This window comes from Nitrococcus sp. (assembly GCF_059432795.1).
Genome location: NZ_JBXWZQ010000133.1, coordinates 1 through 14,914 on the forward strand (window position 1 = coordinate 1; position 14,914 = coordinate 14,914).

Below are 14,914 nucleotides of genomic sequence, written 5' to 3' on the forward strand. Positions count from 1 at the left end.
ATCATCGGACATGGCGGGTGTGGCTCGCGGGATCTGATTCGCAGGACTGGCCGTGATAACCAAATCCTACGACATATCAGCGCCTTATGCCACATCCGTCACCCTAAATCAGCTGGGCCGGTGAATAAGGCGGGCTAACATAGAAGTCCGATTTGAGATTCCGTTTTGTGCGAACGGTGAGATTCATATGGATGTTCGTCGTCTGTGGCTGACCCAACTCGATGGCATAATCGCCGCCCTGCCGCTGGCCGCATTCGTCGGCGCCATGGGCACGATGCAAGGGCGCGCACTGAAATTCCGGCATACGACTGAAACCGAATGGTGACGGAGCAAGAGCACGCGTGTAGCAGCGCAAAAGAGTTCCGCTTTCCGCGGCAATGACACGAGACATCACGGCAGAGCATGGGACCATTCTGTGTGGCGCATCACGCCCCGCCTTATGGCGATTCATATCCATTCACGCTATCATTCGACCCGGTGGTGCTTGAGGATCCGGAGGGGCGTGATGCCGGGGCGGGTTTTGTGTGCGGCGATGGCATTCATGCTGGGGCTCGCCAAGGTGCAGGCTCAGGAGGTGATCGGCTTCGCCCGCGAAGACTTCGGCAAGATTGTGCTCAGCCAGAAACAGTACGGCACCGAGCTTGAGGCGAGCGTCGGCAATTACAACAACGAGCCCATCAGCCGTTACGGCCGCAATTCCCTATTTGCCCGGCTGGGCCGTCCGGTGGGGCGCCTCGATGTCCTTACCGATGCAGGTGTTTTCCCCTCCACCTACACTATGTCCCGGCAAGCTCGAGCATGATTTCGTTTCTGCGCAGGAACGGCAGCGTCCATGGCGGATTGTAGAAGGCGAGCAAGGGTTCTCCGGCGGTGATCAGCTTCTCGTCGCGCACGTACTTACGAAGCTCTCGCGTCTTCTGGGCGATTAGGCTGTCCGTCGCGCGCCAAGAGAAACGGATGGCGACCATCCGCTTGGCCGGCACCGGGACCAGCTTGACGCGAGCGTCGTTGGGCACCGGCAAAGTATCCATGCTCCAGCTCTTCGGCATAATAAACCGCACCGTCCAGGTCCCGCCATCGCCCTGCTGGGTGACCGGTGCCGTCATGGCGATGGTCTGCTCGCGCTGCTGTTGTACTGGCGCGGTCATCTCAATCTCGGCGTTCGGCTTGTTGGCGCCGAAGATGTAGGCTGCGATCAGGCGGAACCCTTCATTGATTGCCGGCTGTCGCTCATCGTCAACCTCGACCTCTGCCGCGATCATCGAGCCATACTCGCGCACCTCGATCGCGCCATTGGACCTCACGACCTTGTATTCAGGCTGTTCAACCATGCTCATGATCGGCCCGGCGGCCATGGCCAGGATCAGGACCAACCCTGCGAGACCCCACAAGATCCTGGATCCTTTCAATGACATGGCTTGGCCTTTACGTTCCATACTGATGTGGCTCTCCTGAATACAGGAGTTTTTTCCGAATGCACGAACATATTGGGCTTGGCCGAGCCTGTTGTTATGCGACTGTGGTCAGTCGAGAGATGATCCGGAGGGGTCGATTGTGATCGCGTTCCTCGGCTTGGTCGTATGGAGCCATTGACATTGGTCAGCATGAAGGACGTCCATTGGCACACATACTCGTTATCGGAGGAAGTCGCGGCATTGGGCGGGCTGTTTGCCGAGTCGCGACGGCGAAAGGGCATACGGTTCGCGCCATGTCGCGCAGCGGCAAGATGCCGGAAGGGGCCGGCGCGCATTGCGAGGCGATGAAGGGCGATGCTGTGATTGCCGCAGACGTTGCACGCGCCCTCGACGGGATCGACGTCGTCGTTCAAGCCCTCGGCGTGCCGCCCTCAATCGATCTTGTCCTGAAGCCCGTGACCCTCTTTTCCGAGGCAACGCGCGTGCTGCTCCCGGAAATGAAGACGGCCGGCGTGCACAAGTTCGTGAGCGTGACTGGATTTGGAGCCGGTGACAGCAATGCGAGCATCAATGTCCTGCAGCGACTGCCCTTTAATATGCTCTTGAAGCGGGCCTACGATGACAAGTCGGTTCAGGAAGAGCTCATCGAGGCGAGCGACCTCGACTGGCTGATTGTTCGCCCTGGTGTACTCACCAGCGGCTCGGCAAGCGGCAAATATCGCGTTCTCACAGAGCCGTCCGAGTGGCGTAATGGGATCATCTCACGGGCTGATGTTGCCAGTTTTATCGTCCAACGTATTGAAGCCGGGGCGTTGAACCGCGAAAAGCCCGTGATCATCCGTTGTCCCCTTTGACGTCCGTGACTTGGAGCAAGGAGCTATGGCCGAAACTGGGTGATGGCAGAATCTGATTGAGGCGGCGTATCGTGGCGGTTGTTGAGACCAGCCATGAACTCCTTAAAGGAGCGATACGCCTGTGCCTAACGATACAGTCATTGCGCTACGTCAACCAGAGGCAATCAGCGACCCGCTCACCGATGTTTTGCGCAACGGTGCTCGCCAACTTCTGGCCAAGGCCATTGAGGCCGAGGTCGACGTGTTTCTGGAACAATACGCCGAGCTGCAAACGCCGGATGGTCACCAGCGCATTGTCCGTCATGGTCACCGCCCGGAACGACGTATCCAAACCGGCATTGGTGCGGTGCCGGTTCACCGCGCCAACATCTGCGATCACGGTTGGGGCTGACCTGAGCCGCTTGGCGCGCACGAATGTATTCGGTTCAGTTCGGCGATCCTGCCAAAATGGGCGCGCCGCAGTCATTCGTCGTAAAAGCAGCGAAAGTCCGGCTCCCCCTGTTGAAACGCCAAGCGTGTCAGGCCGGCCCAAGAGGCTCCGTCCCTTCGCTCAGGATGTCGAGATACCGCGCGTAGCGATATACTCGGCCCCGCTTTCGTCCCGTGATCTCCTCGATGATGGCGAGACGCTCAAGATCAGCCAGCGCTGCGTTCACGGTCGGTGCGGTAAGCCCGGTACGCGCCACCAGTTGTGTCGAACTCAGGAACGGTGCCTGCTGAAACCAGTCGTGGACGCGCAGGGCCGACCCGGCCCGGGCGCTGTTCGAGGTGATCCGCTCTCGGTCCTCCTTGAAAAGGTCCACGATCCGGGTGGCCGCATCGAAGGCCTGGTTCGCGGTTTCGGCCACACCGGTAAGGAAAAATTCGAGCCAAGCCTCCCAGTCGCCCTTCTCGCGCACATCCTGCAGCAGCCGATAATACTCGGTTCGATGGGTCTTGAGGTAGAGGCTGAGGTAGAGCAATGGGCTTCGCGGGACGCCATGGACGCAGAGATAGAGCGTCACGAGCAACCGCCCGATCCGACCATTGCCATCGAGGAACGGGTGGATTGTCTCGAACTGGACATGGATCAGTCCGGCCCGGATGAGCGCAGGCAGGTGCGAGGTCTCAATGTGAAAGAAGCGCTCCAGGTTATCAAGGCATACCTCCAACTCACTGACTGGTGGCGGCACGAAGAGCGCAGTGCCCGGACGGCTGCCACCGATCCAGTTCTGGGTCCTGCGGAATTCGCCCGGGGTCTTGGTCTCGCCGCGGCCGCTTTGCAGGAGCCGCCCGTGCATCTCGCGGATAAGGCGCAGCGACAAGGGCAGGGTCTCGAGCCACTGGAGGCCATGCATCATGGCATCGACATAGTTCGACACCTCGCGGATGTCGTCGATCGGCTCGCCCGCCTGCGCCTCGGTCTCAAAGCGCAGAAGATCGGACAGCGTCGACTGGGTGCCTTCGATCTGGGAGGAAAGTACGGCCACCTTGCGCACATACATGTAGAGGAACAGCTCCTGACGCGGCAGGAGCATGGTGATCCCATCGAGACGGCCAAGCGCCCGTTCCGCGAGGCTGAGGCGGTCGAGCAGGCCCAGCACATCGATCGGAGGATCGGGTGGCATGGGCGGCGGCACGAAGGCGCGCACGGTCTCACCCGCGACGGGCGTCTCAATGTATCGTCCCAGGCGGGGGTTGGGGGCGGTGTCGGTGGAGGGGCCGGCGCGCTGGCGTTGCCATGGTGGCACCGTTTGCCGGGCCCGGTTGAAACCAGCACCCCCGGAACGGCCCCTCGATGGACCGTGCAAACACCATCCACAACCCTCGGGAATGCTTGGTTCGGCGCCGCACAAATGCTATGATTTACCTTAAAGCGAAATGCGCCTGCTCGAATTTCGGGGGGCAAGTGGGGAAAGATCTGATGACGATGCTCGTGCGCACACTGCGGGGCGTGGCTATCACATGGACATGCGCGGCCTTTCTCGCGGCATGCAGCAGCGCGCCGCCGAGCGATGTCGTCGGCCTGACGGCGGCCGACACGCAGGGCTCAGCGCGCCACACCTCGGCGCACGCGGGAAAGGGCCAAGGCTTTGAAGCGCCTGCAGCATCAGCTTCGCAGGCCCGCAGACCCGCTGAGAATGTCTTTCAGGCCGCCGACGCGCAGGCGGAGACGTCAAACTACCGCCTCGGCCCGCGCGATCAGGTGGACATCCAGGTCTACAACGTCGCCGAGCTGTCGCGGTCTTTCGAGATCACCGGCGACGGCACCATCGACTACCCGCTTCTGGGCACCGTGCCGGCGGCCGGCAAGACCTCCAAGGAGCTTCAGGCCGAACTCGAGACGCGGCTCGGTCGCGACTACCTGCAGAACCCGCGCGTCTCGGTCTACGTGAAATCCTACAACAGCCAGATGTTCACGGTCGACGGCGACGTCGGCAAGCCGGGCCTTTTCGCGCTGCGGGGGCGGAATTCGCTTTTGCAGGCGCTGGCCATGGCCGGCGGCATCACCGAGACGGCGGATGACGACGTCGCCGTGTTCCGCACCGTCGACGGCAAACGGCACTACGGCACGTTCAACGTCGCCGACATCCGCGCCGGCACGGCCAAGGATCCCGAGATCAAGCGCGGCGATATGATCGTCGTGGGCAAATCCGCCATCAAATCGACGCTCTCCGAAGTCAAGAATGTGATGCCTCTGCTGGGGCTTTTCACATTTCTCTGAGGCGACGGGCTGAACCGGGCCCCGGTATGGAGTGGAGCGCGCGGCGGAGGGCCCCCGCGGATGGCGTCGCCCCTTGAACATTCCGGGCCATCGGGCAGACCGGGCTCACCGCCTGCGGAAGGAACGCAGCGTTCGACATGACCGATCACGCGGGATACGGACCGAACGGACATCCCCATAACGGCAATCTGGTGGTGGCCAATGGCGCGCCGCCGTCGACCCAGCTCGGATCGCCCGGCGTGCAGCCCGGCTACGCCACCGCGCCGAACGGCGAGGGCGAGCTCAGCATCTTCGATTACTGGCGGATCCTCGTCAAACGGCGCTGGATTATTATTGGCGCGGCCAGTGTCGGCCTCGCGCTGGCGCTCTTGTGGACGCTCCTGCAGACGCCGCTGTATCGTGCATCGGTGCGCCTGCAGATCGACCCCGCGATGACCGACCTCGTGGAGGGCGGCGACTTGGCGGTCAACCAGGGCCAGGACTACCTGCGCACCCAGCTCGAGTTGCTCAAGAGCCGATCGCTGGCCTCCCGCGTGGTGGACGACCTCGATCTATGGAAGGATCAGGACTTCCTCAGGCGGCGCAGCGCCTCCATCGGCGGGCTCGTGCGCTCGGTGTTGAGTTCGGGCGGCAGCGACGACGGAGCCCAGCCCCTCTCTTCTCAAGAGCGCCAAAGAAAAGCGCGCGCCGCGGCGGGGCGCGTGGCGTCCGGTGTAAGCGTCAGCCAGGTGCGCGGCTCGCGGCTGGTCGATATCAGTTATACCGACACCAAACCGGCACGTGCGGCGAGCGTCGCCAATGCCGCTGCAGACGCCTTCAAGAATTCCAATCTCGATCGCCGCTTCGGCGCCTCGGCCGATGCCCAGGCATTCCTGAAGGACCAGATCAAGCAACTCAAGGCCAAGCTCGAGGGTTCGGAGAAGGCGCTGCTGGCCTTCGCCGAGCAGCGCCAGATCGTCGCCTCGTCCTCCGACAAGGGATCGATCGCCGAGAACAACCTCGCGCAGGCCAACTCCGAGCTGAACGCGCTCACCAGCGAGCGCATCAAGAACGAGCAGCTCTGGCTGCAGGTCAAGGATGCCAGCGCCCTCAATTTCCCGCAGATCCGCTCCAGCGGCGTCATCGAGGCGCTTCGCTCGAGGCGGAACGAGCTTGTCGCCGAGTACCAGGACAAGCTCAACACCTTCAAGCCGGGCTACCCGGCGATGGTCGAGTTGCGCAAGCGCATTGAGGAGCTCGATCGGCAGATGCGGGCCGAGGTGCAGGCCATCAAGGAATCCCTGAAGGCCGCCTACGAGCTCTCCGTTTCGCAGGAGGCCAAGGTCCGCGAGAAGGTCGAGACGCTCAAGACCCAGCTCCTCTCGCACCAGAAGCGCAGCATCGAATACAACATGCTGAGGCGCGAGGTCGACACCAATCGCAAGCTCTACGAGGGCCTCCTGGAGCGCGAGAAGCAGGTCAGCGTCGCGGGGGGATCCGGCCTCAACAACATCTTCATCATCGAGCAGGCGCGCACACCGGGCTCGCCCTCCTCGCCCAACCTGAAACTCAACCTGGCCATCGGCCTGGTGATCGCCATGGGCCTGGGGCTCGTCACGGCCATCCTGGCGGAGCACTTCGACGACGTGATCAATGCCCCCGAGGACCTGGAGACGGCGACAGGCCTGCCGATCCTGGGCATCACGCCGCGCATTTCCGACGAGGGGGAGCTTCACGAGGCGCTGGCTAACCCGCAATCATCGATCGCCGAGGCGCACCGCTCGCTGGCCACCGCACTCCAGTTCTCGACCGAGCACGGCTACCCCAAGACGGTGCTCTTCACCAGCACGATGCCGGGCGAGGGCAAGTCGACGACGGCGATCGCCGTGGCGCGGCACTTCGCGACCATGGGCCTCAAGGTGCTCCTGGTCGACTGCGACTTGCGCAACGCCTCGCTGCACAAGAAACTCGGCCTCGACAACAGCGCCGGCCTCTCGCACTATCTCTCGGGGAGCGTGCAGCCGCCCGACGTCTTCCAGCGCTCGGGGCTGGCCAACCTCGCCTGCATCACCTCGGGGCCGCTGCCGCCGAACCCGGCCGATCTGCTGGCCAGCGCCCAGATGCACTCCCTGCTCTCGATCGGCTCGGAGGTGTTCGACCTCATCGTCCTCGACGGGCCGCCCGTGATGGGCCTGGCCGATGCGCCGCTCCTGGCGAGTGCGGCGGAGGGCACGGTCTTCGTCGCCCAGGCCGGCAACGCGCGGACGGGCATGGTGCGGGGCGCCGTGCGGCGGCTGCAGTTCGCCCGCGGGCGCGTCGTCGGCGTCGTCCTGACCCGCTTCCGTCCCCAGGGGGCGGGCTATGGCTACGGTTATGGGTATGGGTACGGCTATGGATATGGCTACGGCTACGGTCCTGATCCCTATTCTTACGGCCCCGCCGTCACCGCTGATCCCGGCTCAGGTCCGCCCGAGCGCCTCGGGCCGCAACGCGAGGCCTGAGGATGAGCGGGGGGCGGGACGAGGCATTGAGACTGGCGGTGGACCTGGTGCACGTGCCCTCGCTCGGCCTCGGCCTCAGGGCAAGCCCGCTGCCCGACGGCATCGACCTCCTTTTGCGCATCGCCGCGGGCGATGAAGAGGCCGAGGGCGAGGCCGTCCGCCTCATCAACCGGGACATCCGGACGATCCGCGAGGCGGCGGTGTTCTTCATCCAGCAGGTGATGCTGAACCCCGACGCCGACCACTACCGCGTCCTGGGCGCCGCGCCCGGCGCCGCCCGCGAGGATCTGAGGCACAACTTCTCGCTGCTGATGCGCTGGCTGCACCCCGACCGCGACGAGGGCGGCCGGCAGTCGGTCTTCTTCGGGCGCGTGGTGGCGGCGTGGGACACCCTCAAGTCCGAAAAGAGCCGGGCGGCCTATGCCCGCACGCAGGCGCAAACACCCCCCCGCCCCAACGGAGATGTCCGGCCAGACATATCGCAAGCCGTAGCGCGGAAACAAAAAACGCCCGCGCAGAGGCGGGCGGGCGCAGCACGGCGGCCGAGGCCGCGCATGCCGGTGGGTGATTATCTCTACATGGCGCTGTCGCGGCTCTTCAGGGGGCGGGCGCGATGAGCGTGCCGATGCAAATCCGCGATCCCCTGCTCCGGGCACGCATTGGCGTCAAGCGCGTTGTCCTCTCGCGGGAGGCCATATGACGTCCGATACGGCGGAACCCCGGTACGCAGCACATCAGGCGCCCAAGGCACGCAGCACGATGCTGCGGCTCGGCCTCATCGGCCTTGTGGCACTGGTGCTGGCGTGGCAGGTCGCCCACACCAGCCTCGCCGCTTACCTGGGCAAGGTGGCGCCGGAGGTGGCCCTCGCGTTCCGCGGTGACAACGCCCCGGCGCTCCTGGAAAAGGCTGACCAGGCCCTGAACGCCGCCTGGCTGAGGCAGGTCGCCGGCGCCGCGGAAACCGAAGGCGTCGACCCGCCCGCGCGACCGGACGTCTCGCCCCGGGCCGCGCGCCGGATCGCAACCTGGACGCGCACGGCGCTCGAGGCCGAGCCGCTCAACCCGCGCGGCCTCCGCATCCTCGGCCAGCTTCACGAGGCGGCGGGAAACGCCACCGACACCTCGCGCATGATGACCCTCGCGGCCGACCTCTCGATCCGCGAGAGCTTTGCGCTCTTCTGGCTGCTGCGCCAGGACGTCGAGGCCGGGCGCTTCGAGCGCGCCCTGCATCTCGCCAGCGCCACCATGGGCGCCGGCAGCGCTATAAGCCGGCAGGTGGCCCGCTACCTTGTCTCCAACATCGCCGTCCTCGCCAATGCGCCCGGCGGCATCGAGGCGCTGGTGGAGATCATCCGCGACAACCCGGACTGGCGGCCCCGCATTCTGCGTGCGCTGCCGAACCACGTCACCGACCTGCGCACGCCGCTGCAGATCATACTGGCCCTCAAGGGGGCCGGCCTGAACCTGGAGGCGTCCGAACTGGAGCGCTACATCGCCCTGCTGATGCGCCACGGGCAATACCAGCTCGCCTACTACACCTGGCTGCAGTTCCTGCCCCCCGGGGAAATGGCGCGCGTGCGCTTTCCCTACAACGGCGGCTTTGCCACCGAGCCCGGCGGCCTGCCGTTTGACTGGCAGATCAGGCCGGCCGACGGCGCCTTCACCGAGATCGTGGAGCTGACCGGGACACGCGGCGGGCGGGCCCTCTTTCTCGAGTTCACCGGCGGCCGGGTCTCGTATAAGCACACCCAGCAGATGCTGCTGCTCCCCCCGGGCCGCTATGAACTCACCGGCCGCGTCCGCGCCGACCTCAAGGCCGAGCGCGGGCTGGCGTGGCGGCTCTATTGTGCGGGAAAGAACGAACGTCTGGCGGCGAGCGCGCCGGTCATCGAAACGGGCGGCGCGTGGCAGGATTTCGCGGTCCCGGTCGAGGTGCCGGCCGCATGCCCGGCCCAGGTCCTGCGGCTCGAGAGCACCGCACGATTCGCCAGCGAAGCGAAGGTGTCAGGGGAGGTTTGGTATGATGACATGATCGCACGCAGAGCACCTTTATAAGACGAAAAATTTTGCCAGACGAATTTCCATCTTTGATTTCAGATATATGTTTTTGCCCACAGTTCAAAATCACAGAGACTCAGCTCCATAGATGACATACTTGGCAACGTATTCATTTCTGGTTGTGTCTCACTTTTTTGCGGTTGCGACGCGAACGCGGACGCTTGTTTTTATGCTGTGTGTCTTTTTCTTGTTCCTGTTCGTAGGAATGAGAGAGTGGACCGGGTGCGATTTCAGCGGCTACCTGAACCGGTTCGAGCTCTACAAAGCCGATTCAATTGACTACATGTCGCTTTTTTCCGAGCCCGGCTTTGCGCTACTCAACAAAATCATCATATGGCTCGGACTTGAGTACATGTGGCTGAATGTTGCTTGTTCGGCCATATTTTTTTATGCGGTGACCAAATTTGCGCTCCGCCGTGAGAACAGCGTCGCTCTGCTCGCTCTCTTTTTTCCAATACTGATTATTCAGCTTTCTATGTCCGGTCTCCGGCAGGCTCTTGCCGTGGCTTTTTTGCTGTTTGCGTGGAACGCGTTCGTCGATCGACGGCGGTTGCAAATGTTGGCCTGGATCGTCTTGGCCACTCTGTTTCACTCCAGCGCCGTGGTGTTTGCACCCATGGTACTCCTGGTGGGGCGGCAGGTCTCGCTCATGAGGCTTACGGCGGCGACACTGGTGATTGCGCCTTTTGCCGCCTTCATGGCTGGCGAACGCCTGGACACGTATCAGACCCGCTACATCGAGGGAGATTCGGAATCCGCAGGCGCAATATACCGGGTGCTTCTTACGCTTATCACGGCTGTCTTTTTTGAGCTATACCGCCAAAATTACAAAAAATATTATCCTGACGATTTTGAGCTGATGCGGGCCTTCTCCATATTCTCGTTTGTTCTCGTGTTGGTTTTCCTTGTCTCGACCACGGCGTCGCACCGCATCAACTACTACATCATGCCGGTTCAGCTCCTGATGCTCGTCCGCTTGCCGCGTATGATGCTGAAAGGAAAAAAGGACCCGCTGCTGGAGCTGGGTCCTTATATCGTCTACCTGGCCTACATGGTCGTGTGGTTCGGAACCTCCCGCCACGCGCGGCTCTGCTACATGCCCTATGACAGCTACCTATTCTGAGATCCGCGGCCCTTCCATCGAAGCCGTGAGGCCGCGTTGCTGCACTTTGGCCATCGACACACTCTCCATGCCACAGGCATCGCGCAGGTGCCGGAAATGGTCAATCACGGTCGCGAGCTGATGGAGATTGTGCGCGACATTGCGCCCGAAATTATGGGGGTGCCACCAGAGGTGGTAAAGGTGGTCCTTGCGCGCCGCCGACGTCATCTCCCGCTTGATCCGCCTCAAATGGAGCTTGGAATACTGGGGCGCCCTGGGCCTGTAGGGCCGAAGGAAGCGGCTTGAAGGGACATTGCTGACACCCATCTCGGCAGACGTCATGGCATAGCCGTGCTGGCCTTCGATGGGCACGACGCTGTCCAACAGCCGGGCTGCCCGCACGGCCGTCGAGATCTCCCCCTTGCTGCGCGTCCGATATGTAAACGTATCGGGGTTGCCGCGGTAGGCGAGAATTCCCCGTGTTGCGCACGCGCTCACGTGCTCATCGCCCATCTGGTCGCGCGGGAAGACGATACTGCCAAGCGTGACCCCGGCCTCTTTGGCGATGGCAATGGCCGCATCGAGGTCGGCTTCGAACGCCTCTTGGGCCTGCCCATCCTCAAGTGTGTAGTAGTGGGAGAACGTATGCGTCGCGATTTCCTGTCCCTCCGTCTCGGAGATGCGTTCAATGAGGCTCCGCCCGAAGTGGAAAGGGTCCGAACGCTCATCCGCGCCAATCTCGTTCTCGATGGCCGCATAGGGCGAATATTCGGGCCTTGCATATTCCGGTCGCAGGCGGGGAGCGAAATCCAGCATTTCGGATCGATGGCGCGCAAACAAGAGGCCAACCGTCGCCCACGTCGCCCGTATGCCGCCCCCCTCAAACAGCCGCAGCACCTCCGGGATGGCTCTCCGGCCACCGAGGACCGCATCGCCATAGCTCGCGACGGTGGAGTGGTCGCGCACGCCCCACATGAGTTCGAAATCGAGCGATATGACCAGGATGCCCGACATTCACCTCTCCCTCGCCCTGCGCTTGACACGACTGAGGCGCTCCCAGAACTTGCGGCCGAGGTTCGCAAAATCGCCCCACGCCGGGCGCGGGTCGTCGCGGGAGAAAACCGCTGAAACGCTGCAGGCGGGCCGCCGCCAGGCAGCAAGTTCGGGGGGCGGCAACACGAATTCGCGCCTGACGCGGTAAAACGCGGCGGCGTATGCGTCCTTTGGCCCGTACCGCCAGGAAACGCCTTGGCGTTGCGGCGGATCGTCAAGGGGCTCTTGGCCGGTGAGATCGCGGTAGGCCGCAAGCGTGATCCGCTTGCCTGCCGCCGTCGATACGCTGAACCACAGCGACGGCCGGGGATTGGATTCGATGATTTTCAGTTGCCCATCGCGTGGATCGCGTTTGAATTCGGTGGCGGCGATCCCGCGATAGCCCATCGATTTGAGAAGATGCTCGCTCAACTCGCGCGTCTCTGGCTCATCTGCGCTCTGCACCAGGGAGGCAGAGCCGAAACCGGGCGGGTACTGGCGCAACTTGCGCGCGGTGAAGGCCTGCTGCGCTTGGCCCTCGCAATTGAAATAGGCGGCGTAGAGCGTGATCTCGGATTCCGGGCCCGGCACGATCTCCTGCACCAACCACAACGTATCACCGTCCGGGACCTGTGAGATCGCGTGATTGAAATCGGTGTAATTTTTGACGACCCAGCCCTTGCGTCCGCCCATTGCCGATTTGACGGCATCGACGCGGGTCGGCTTGATGAGGCAGGGAAAGCGGGCCTCGGCGGCGAGCGACCTCAGCTCGGATTTGGGCGCCTTCCAGTAAGGCGCGAACGCGATGTCTTGCGCCCGGCAGAGTTCATAAAAACTGTCCTTGCCGAGGATCTCCGCCGCAAGGCCGTTGCTGTATGAGCCTTGCCAGACCGCAACCTCGGACAGGGCGTCGGCGTGGTTCAGGAGAAAGGCGATGTCTTGGTCGGACGCCGGAATCAAGACCGCCTTGCCGGGGGTCTCCGCAAGCGTGGCCCGGAGGCACGCAAGCCGGCGCGCTTCACCGGCCTCGACGATGCCACCGGGCCCAAAACTCAGGTATCGGGAGTATTCGCCGGCCTGGTGCTGGCTGGCGACGCCGAGAACCGGCACCCCGGCGCGCCCCAGTTCACGCACGGCATAGAGACCCGTCGGAGAGAGCCCCAGGACCACGGCAGGCGGGGCACCATCGCTTCCGCTCATTCGGCCGCGCGCGATGACGGCGGAGCGCCCCGCGTGGTCACGCCATCCGGCGTCTTCCGTGCCACGCCCGCAAGGATCTCGAACAGGCGAAGTGCCTGCTTGGCAACGGAAAAGCGCTCGATCACGTCTTGCCGGGCGGCCTCGCCCACGCGTTGGCGAAGACCTGGATCCTCGACCAAGGCACCAAGGGCGCGCTCCCAGTCCCGCTGCGTTTGACACAAAAGGCCGGTCCGGCCATCCGCGACCAGCTCCAGGTTGTATCCGATACCCGTGCACACGGGCGGAACACCGGCGGCCATGTAGGTGCGCGCCTTGCCCCCCGACTTGCCGCGCGACCACTCCTCGGGCGGAAGCGGCATCAGACCGATGTCGAAGCGGCTCAGCGCCTCGAGTTCGCTCTCGAGCGACCACGCGGTGTGCGTGACAGACAGATCCGGCAGGTCGAAATCACCGCCCCCCACGATCTCGAAGCGAACCTCGGGATAGCGCTCGGAAATGCGTCGCAGCACGGGCGCGACCAAACGGAGATATTTGACCGTCGAGTTCGAGCCCAGCCAGCCGATCAGGACGCCATTTTCATTGCTATGGGGCGGGCGCATCCGAATACGATCCGTGTCCTCGGCCACCTCCAAGGTGACCGCCTGCGCCCCTTGCTCGGCGGCCTTGTCGCGCAGCCAGTCGTTGCCGGCGACGACACAGTCGGACAAGCGAAAGAGCTCGAACGACTTCTCGGCGGACCGCAACCAGGTGGCGAGCAGATTGTAGCGGCTGGGTTTCTTGATGAAGAGCGCGTCGTCATAGTCGAACACCAACTTGGCGCCGCGCGCCTTCAGGTAGCCTTCAATCCAGGGCGGGCCAAACGGGAACAACTCGCGCTGCATGTAGATGATGTCGTAGTCGCGCCATCGCCTCAGGGTGCGGAGCCGACGCAGGGATGCCCCAACCGTGGCGAATACCTTGCGCAGGGTCCGGCCGGGGGCAAAACTCAGGGCGTACATATGGCTGTCCATGAAGCTTTCGACGTCGCATGCCATGCCAAGCGCCTCGAGATGTGGGATGTACTGATAAACGCGATAGCGGCTACTCGCGCCCTCGTACGGGTAACGCGTGAGGAACAGGATTTTCACGCTATCGCTACGCCATTGGCTTGCGGAGCCAGACGGTCAACTGCATGCCGGTCTTACGTGCACTCATCCAGCCCCGGAGTATTGGGCGGATAAAGTGTGGAACATGTCGGACCGAGGCCACTTCAATATAGTGATAAGCAATATCATAACCGATTTTGTCGCCGAGTGCTCTGAAGCTATCTGGTGTGAAGGCATACAAATGATAGGGCGGGTGCATTGGGCTAAGATTAGTCACGTAATTTGTTCCAGCCAATCTAAAATATAGATTAATAAATTTGGGCATCAAGTGGTTTGATGACGGAACTTCAATCTGTACCACTCCCCCTGGCTTCAACCATCCAAGGGCTCGTTCGATTGCTTCTGCTGGATTATAAAGGTGTTCTAGCACAGCACCGAACGTTATAAAATTAAAAGAGTCGCTGTCGAATTCAGCCTCTTCTAAAGAGGCCAGTTGCAGGCGGTCGCGGGCAATCGAGTGTAACTCGGTCGCCTTTTGCAAAAACGGCTCCGATGGTTCGATGCCCCAAGATTCAAACCCAGCATTCTGCATGGCGACCATCGCCTTTCCGATTCCGGCGCCAATGTCCAGCGCGGTCATCCCGCGCTCAAATTTCAAGAGTTGTTTGGCATCGGAAATCTGTCTTTGAAAATAATTTGAGTCCACCTCGAAGTAGGCGTCCTTCCAATAGCTCTCTGGCGGCATTCCGTAGTGGTCAGAAATTGAATTGGGAATGGGCAGCGGTTGAGCAAAATTTAGGCCACAAGAAATGCATTTGCATATCGACACTGCGATGCCGGTTTTCTTTCTTGGCTGACTGACCTGCCTCCGACTTTTCGGACCAAGGATAACTTGAGAGACTGTCTCTGATTCGGGAGGCAGGCATGCGCAAGAGCAGATTTACGGACGAGCAGATGGTGGCGATCCTGCGCGAGGCGGACGCC

15 protein-coding genes are annotated in these 14,914 nt (G+C 62.6%); 9 read left to right on the forward strand and 6 right to left on the reverse strand.

The window, feature by feature from the left end; genetic code table 11:
• Positions 1-187: 187 nt before the first annotated feature.
• Together AC52Q4_RS09925 and AC52Q4_RS09930 are read left to right on the forward strand one after the other, a co-directional pair.
• Complete coding sequence (locus AC52Q4_RS09925; RefSeq protein WP_495536641.1) at positions 188-325, forward strand: hypothetical protein; 138 nt, start codon at positions 188-190, stop codon at positions 323-325.
• A 180-nt stretch (positions 326-505) separates the two neighbouring features.
• Entirely contained in the window at positions 506-802 is a 297-nt protein-coding gene (locus tag AC52Q4_RS09930; RefSeq protein WP_495536642.1) for a hypothetical protein, read from the forward strand.
• On the opposite strand, the gene AC52Q4_RS09935 is transcribed toward AC52Q4_RS09930, so the two are convergent.
• On the reverse strand, positions 777-1,436 hold the full coding sequence (locus AC52Q4_RS09935) for an SOUL family heme-binding protein (RefSeq protein WP_495536643.1): 660 nt from the start codon (positions 1,434-1,436) through the stop codon (positions 777-779). The two genes, AC52Q4_RS09930 and AC52Q4_RS09935, sit on opposite strands and share 26 nt — an antisense overlap.
• 182 nt (positions 1,437-1,618) lie before the next feature.
• Here AC52Q4_RS09935 and AC52Q4_RS09940 point away from each other — a divergent pair, with 182 nt between their 5' ends.
• Together AC52Q4_RS09940 and AC52Q4_RS09945 are read left to right on the forward strand one after the other, a co-directional pair.
• Entirely contained in the window at positions 1,619-2,269 is a 651-nt protein-coding gene (locus AC52Q4_RS09940; RefSeq protein ID WP_495536644.1) for an NAD(P)-dependent oxidoreductase, read from the forward strand.
• 121 nt (positions 2,270-2,390) lie between these two features.
• Positions 2,391-2,660 (forward strand): hypothetical protein, encoded by a 270-nt coding sequence (locus tag AC52Q4_RS09945; protein ID WP_495536645.1) that lies wholly within the window; start codon positions 2,391-2,393, stop codon positions 2,658-2,660.
• A gap of 127 nt (positions 2,661-2,787) precedes the next feature.
• Here the strand turns inward: AC52Q4_RS09945 and AC52Q4_RS09950 are convergent, their stop codons facing one another.
• Entirely contained in the window at positions 2,788-3,876 is a 1,089-nt protein-coding gene (locus AC52Q4_RS09950; protein WP_495536646.1) for a Fic family protein, read from the reverse strand.
• 281 nt (positions 3,877-4,157) lie between these two features.
• Between AC52Q4_RS09950 and AC52Q4_RS09955 the strand changes: the two genes are divergently transcribed.
• From AC52Q4_RS09955 to AC52Q4_RS09975, 5 genes are all read left to right on the forward strand, one after another.
• On the forward strand, positions 4,158-4,973 hold the full coding sequence (locus tag AC52Q4_RS09955; RefSeq protein WP_495536647.1) for a polysaccharide biosynthesis/export family protein: 816 nt from the start codon (positions 4,158-4,160) through the stop codon (positions 4,971-4,973).
• A 137-nt stretch (positions 4,974-5,110) separates the two neighbouring features.
• Positions 5,111-7,453 carry a GumC family protein gene (locus tag AC52Q4_RS09960; RefSeq protein WP_495536648.1) on the forward strand — a complete coding sequence of 781 codons (2,343 nt, stop codon included), beginning with the start codon at positions 5,111-5,113 and terminating at the stop codon, positions 7,451-7,453.
• A 38-nt stretch (positions 7,454-7,491) separates the two neighbouring features.
• Positions 7,492-8,070, forward strand: a complete 579-nt coding sequence (locus tag AC52Q4_RS09965) for a J domain-containing protein (protein ID WP_495536649.1) — start codon at positions 7,492-7,494, stop codon at positions 8,068-8,070.
• Between the two features lie 79 nt (positions 8,071-8,149).
• Positions 8,150-9,508 carry a hypothetical protein gene (locus AC52Q4_RS09970; RefSeq protein ID WP_495536650.1) on the forward strand — a complete coding sequence of 453 codons (1,359 nt, stop codon included), beginning with the start codon at positions 8,150-8,152 and terminating at the stop codon, positions 9,506-9,508.
• 172 nt (positions 9,509-9,680) lie between these two features.
• Positions 9,681-10,634, forward strand: a complete 954-nt coding sequence (locus tag AC52Q4_RS09975; RefSeq protein ID WP_495536655.1) for an EpsG family protein — start codon at positions 9,681-9,683, stop codon at positions 10,632-10,634.
• On the opposite strand, the gene AC52Q4_RS09980 is transcribed toward AC52Q4_RS09975, so the two are convergent.
• From AC52Q4_RS09980 to AC52Q4_RS09995, 4 genes are read right to left on the reverse strand one after another with little or no spacing between them, the layout of a single operon-like run.
• Positions 10,626-11,588 (reverse strand): polysaccharide deacetylase family protein, encoded by a 963-nt coding sequence (locus AC52Q4_RS09980; protein WP_495536651.1) that lies wholly within the window; start codon positions 11,586-11,588, stop codon positions 10,626-10,628. The two genes, AC52Q4_RS09975 and AC52Q4_RS09980, sit on opposite strands and share 9 nt — an antisense overlap.
• 39 nt (positions 11,589-11,627) lie before the next feature.
• Positions 11,628-12,845: a carboxylate--amine ligase gene (locus AC52Q4_RS09985; protein ID WP_495536652.1), complete on the reverse strand. Its 1,218-nt coding sequence runs from the start codon at positions 12,843-12,845 to the stop codon at positions 11,628-11,630.
• Positions 12,842-13,972, reverse strand: a complete 1,131-nt coding sequence (locus AC52Q4_RS09990) for a glycosyltransferase family 4 protein (protein WP_495536653.1) — start codon at positions 13,970-13,972, stop codon at positions 12,842-12,844. Before AC52Q4_RS09990 ends, AC52Q4_RS09985 begins: the two co-directional genes overlap by 4 nt.
• A 7-nt stretch (positions 13,973-13,979) precedes the next feature.
• Complete coding sequence (locus tag AC52Q4_RS09995) at positions 13,980-14,675, reverse strand: class I SAM-dependent methyltransferase (RefSeq protein ID WP_495536654.1); 696 nt, start codon at positions 14,673-14,675, stop codon at positions 13,980-13,982.
• Positions 14,676-14,914: the final 239 nt, after the last annotated feature.

What these genes read in the sequence shown, in the direction of transcription:
- AC52Q4_RS09970 (WP_495536650.1), top strand. Translation starts at nt 8,150, where the DNA reads ATGACGTCCGATACGGCGGAACCCCGGTACGCAGCACATCAGGCGCCC.
- AC52Q4_RS09985 (WP_495536652.1), bottom strand. Translation starts at nt 12,845, where the DNA reads ATGAGCGGAAGCGATGGTGCCCCGCCTGCCGTGGTCCTGGGGCTCTCT.
- AC52Q4_RS09995 (WP_495536654.1), bottom strand. Translation starts at nt 14,675, where the DNA reads ATGCCGCCAGAGAGCTATTGGAAGGACGCCTACTTCGAGGTGGACTCA.
- AC52Q4_RS09975 (WP_495536655.1), top strand. Translation starts at nt 9,681, where the DNA reads ATGCTGTGTGTCTTTTTCTTGTTCCTGTTCGTAGGAATGAGAGAGTGG.
- AC52Q4_RS09950 (WP_495536646.1), bottom strand. Translation starts at nt 3,876, where the DNA reads ATGCCACCCGATCCTCCGATCGATGTGCTGGGCCTGCTCGACCGCCTC.
- AC52Q4_RS09960 (WP_495536648.1), top strand. Translation starts at nt 5,111, where the DNA reads ATGACCGATCACGCGGGATACGGACCGAACGGACATCCCCATAACGGC.
- AC52Q4_RS09930 (WP_495536642.1), top strand. Translation starts at nt 506, where the DNA reads ATGCCGGGGCGGGTTTTGTGTGCGGCGATGGCATTCATGCTGGGGCTC.
- AC52Q4_RS09935 (WP_495536643.1), bottom strand. Translation starts at nt 1,436, where the DNA reads ATGGAACGTAAAGGCCAAGCCATGTCATTGAAAGGATCCAGGATCTTG.
- AC52Q4_RS09925 (WP_495536641.1), top strand. Translation starts at nt 188, where the DNA reads ATGGATGTTCGTCGTCTGTGGCTGACCCAACTCGATGGCATAATCGCC.
- AC52Q4_RS09980 (WP_495536651.1), bottom strand. Translation starts at nt 11,588, where the DNA reads ATGTGGGGCGTGCGCGACCACTCCACCGTCGCGAGCTATGGCGATGCG.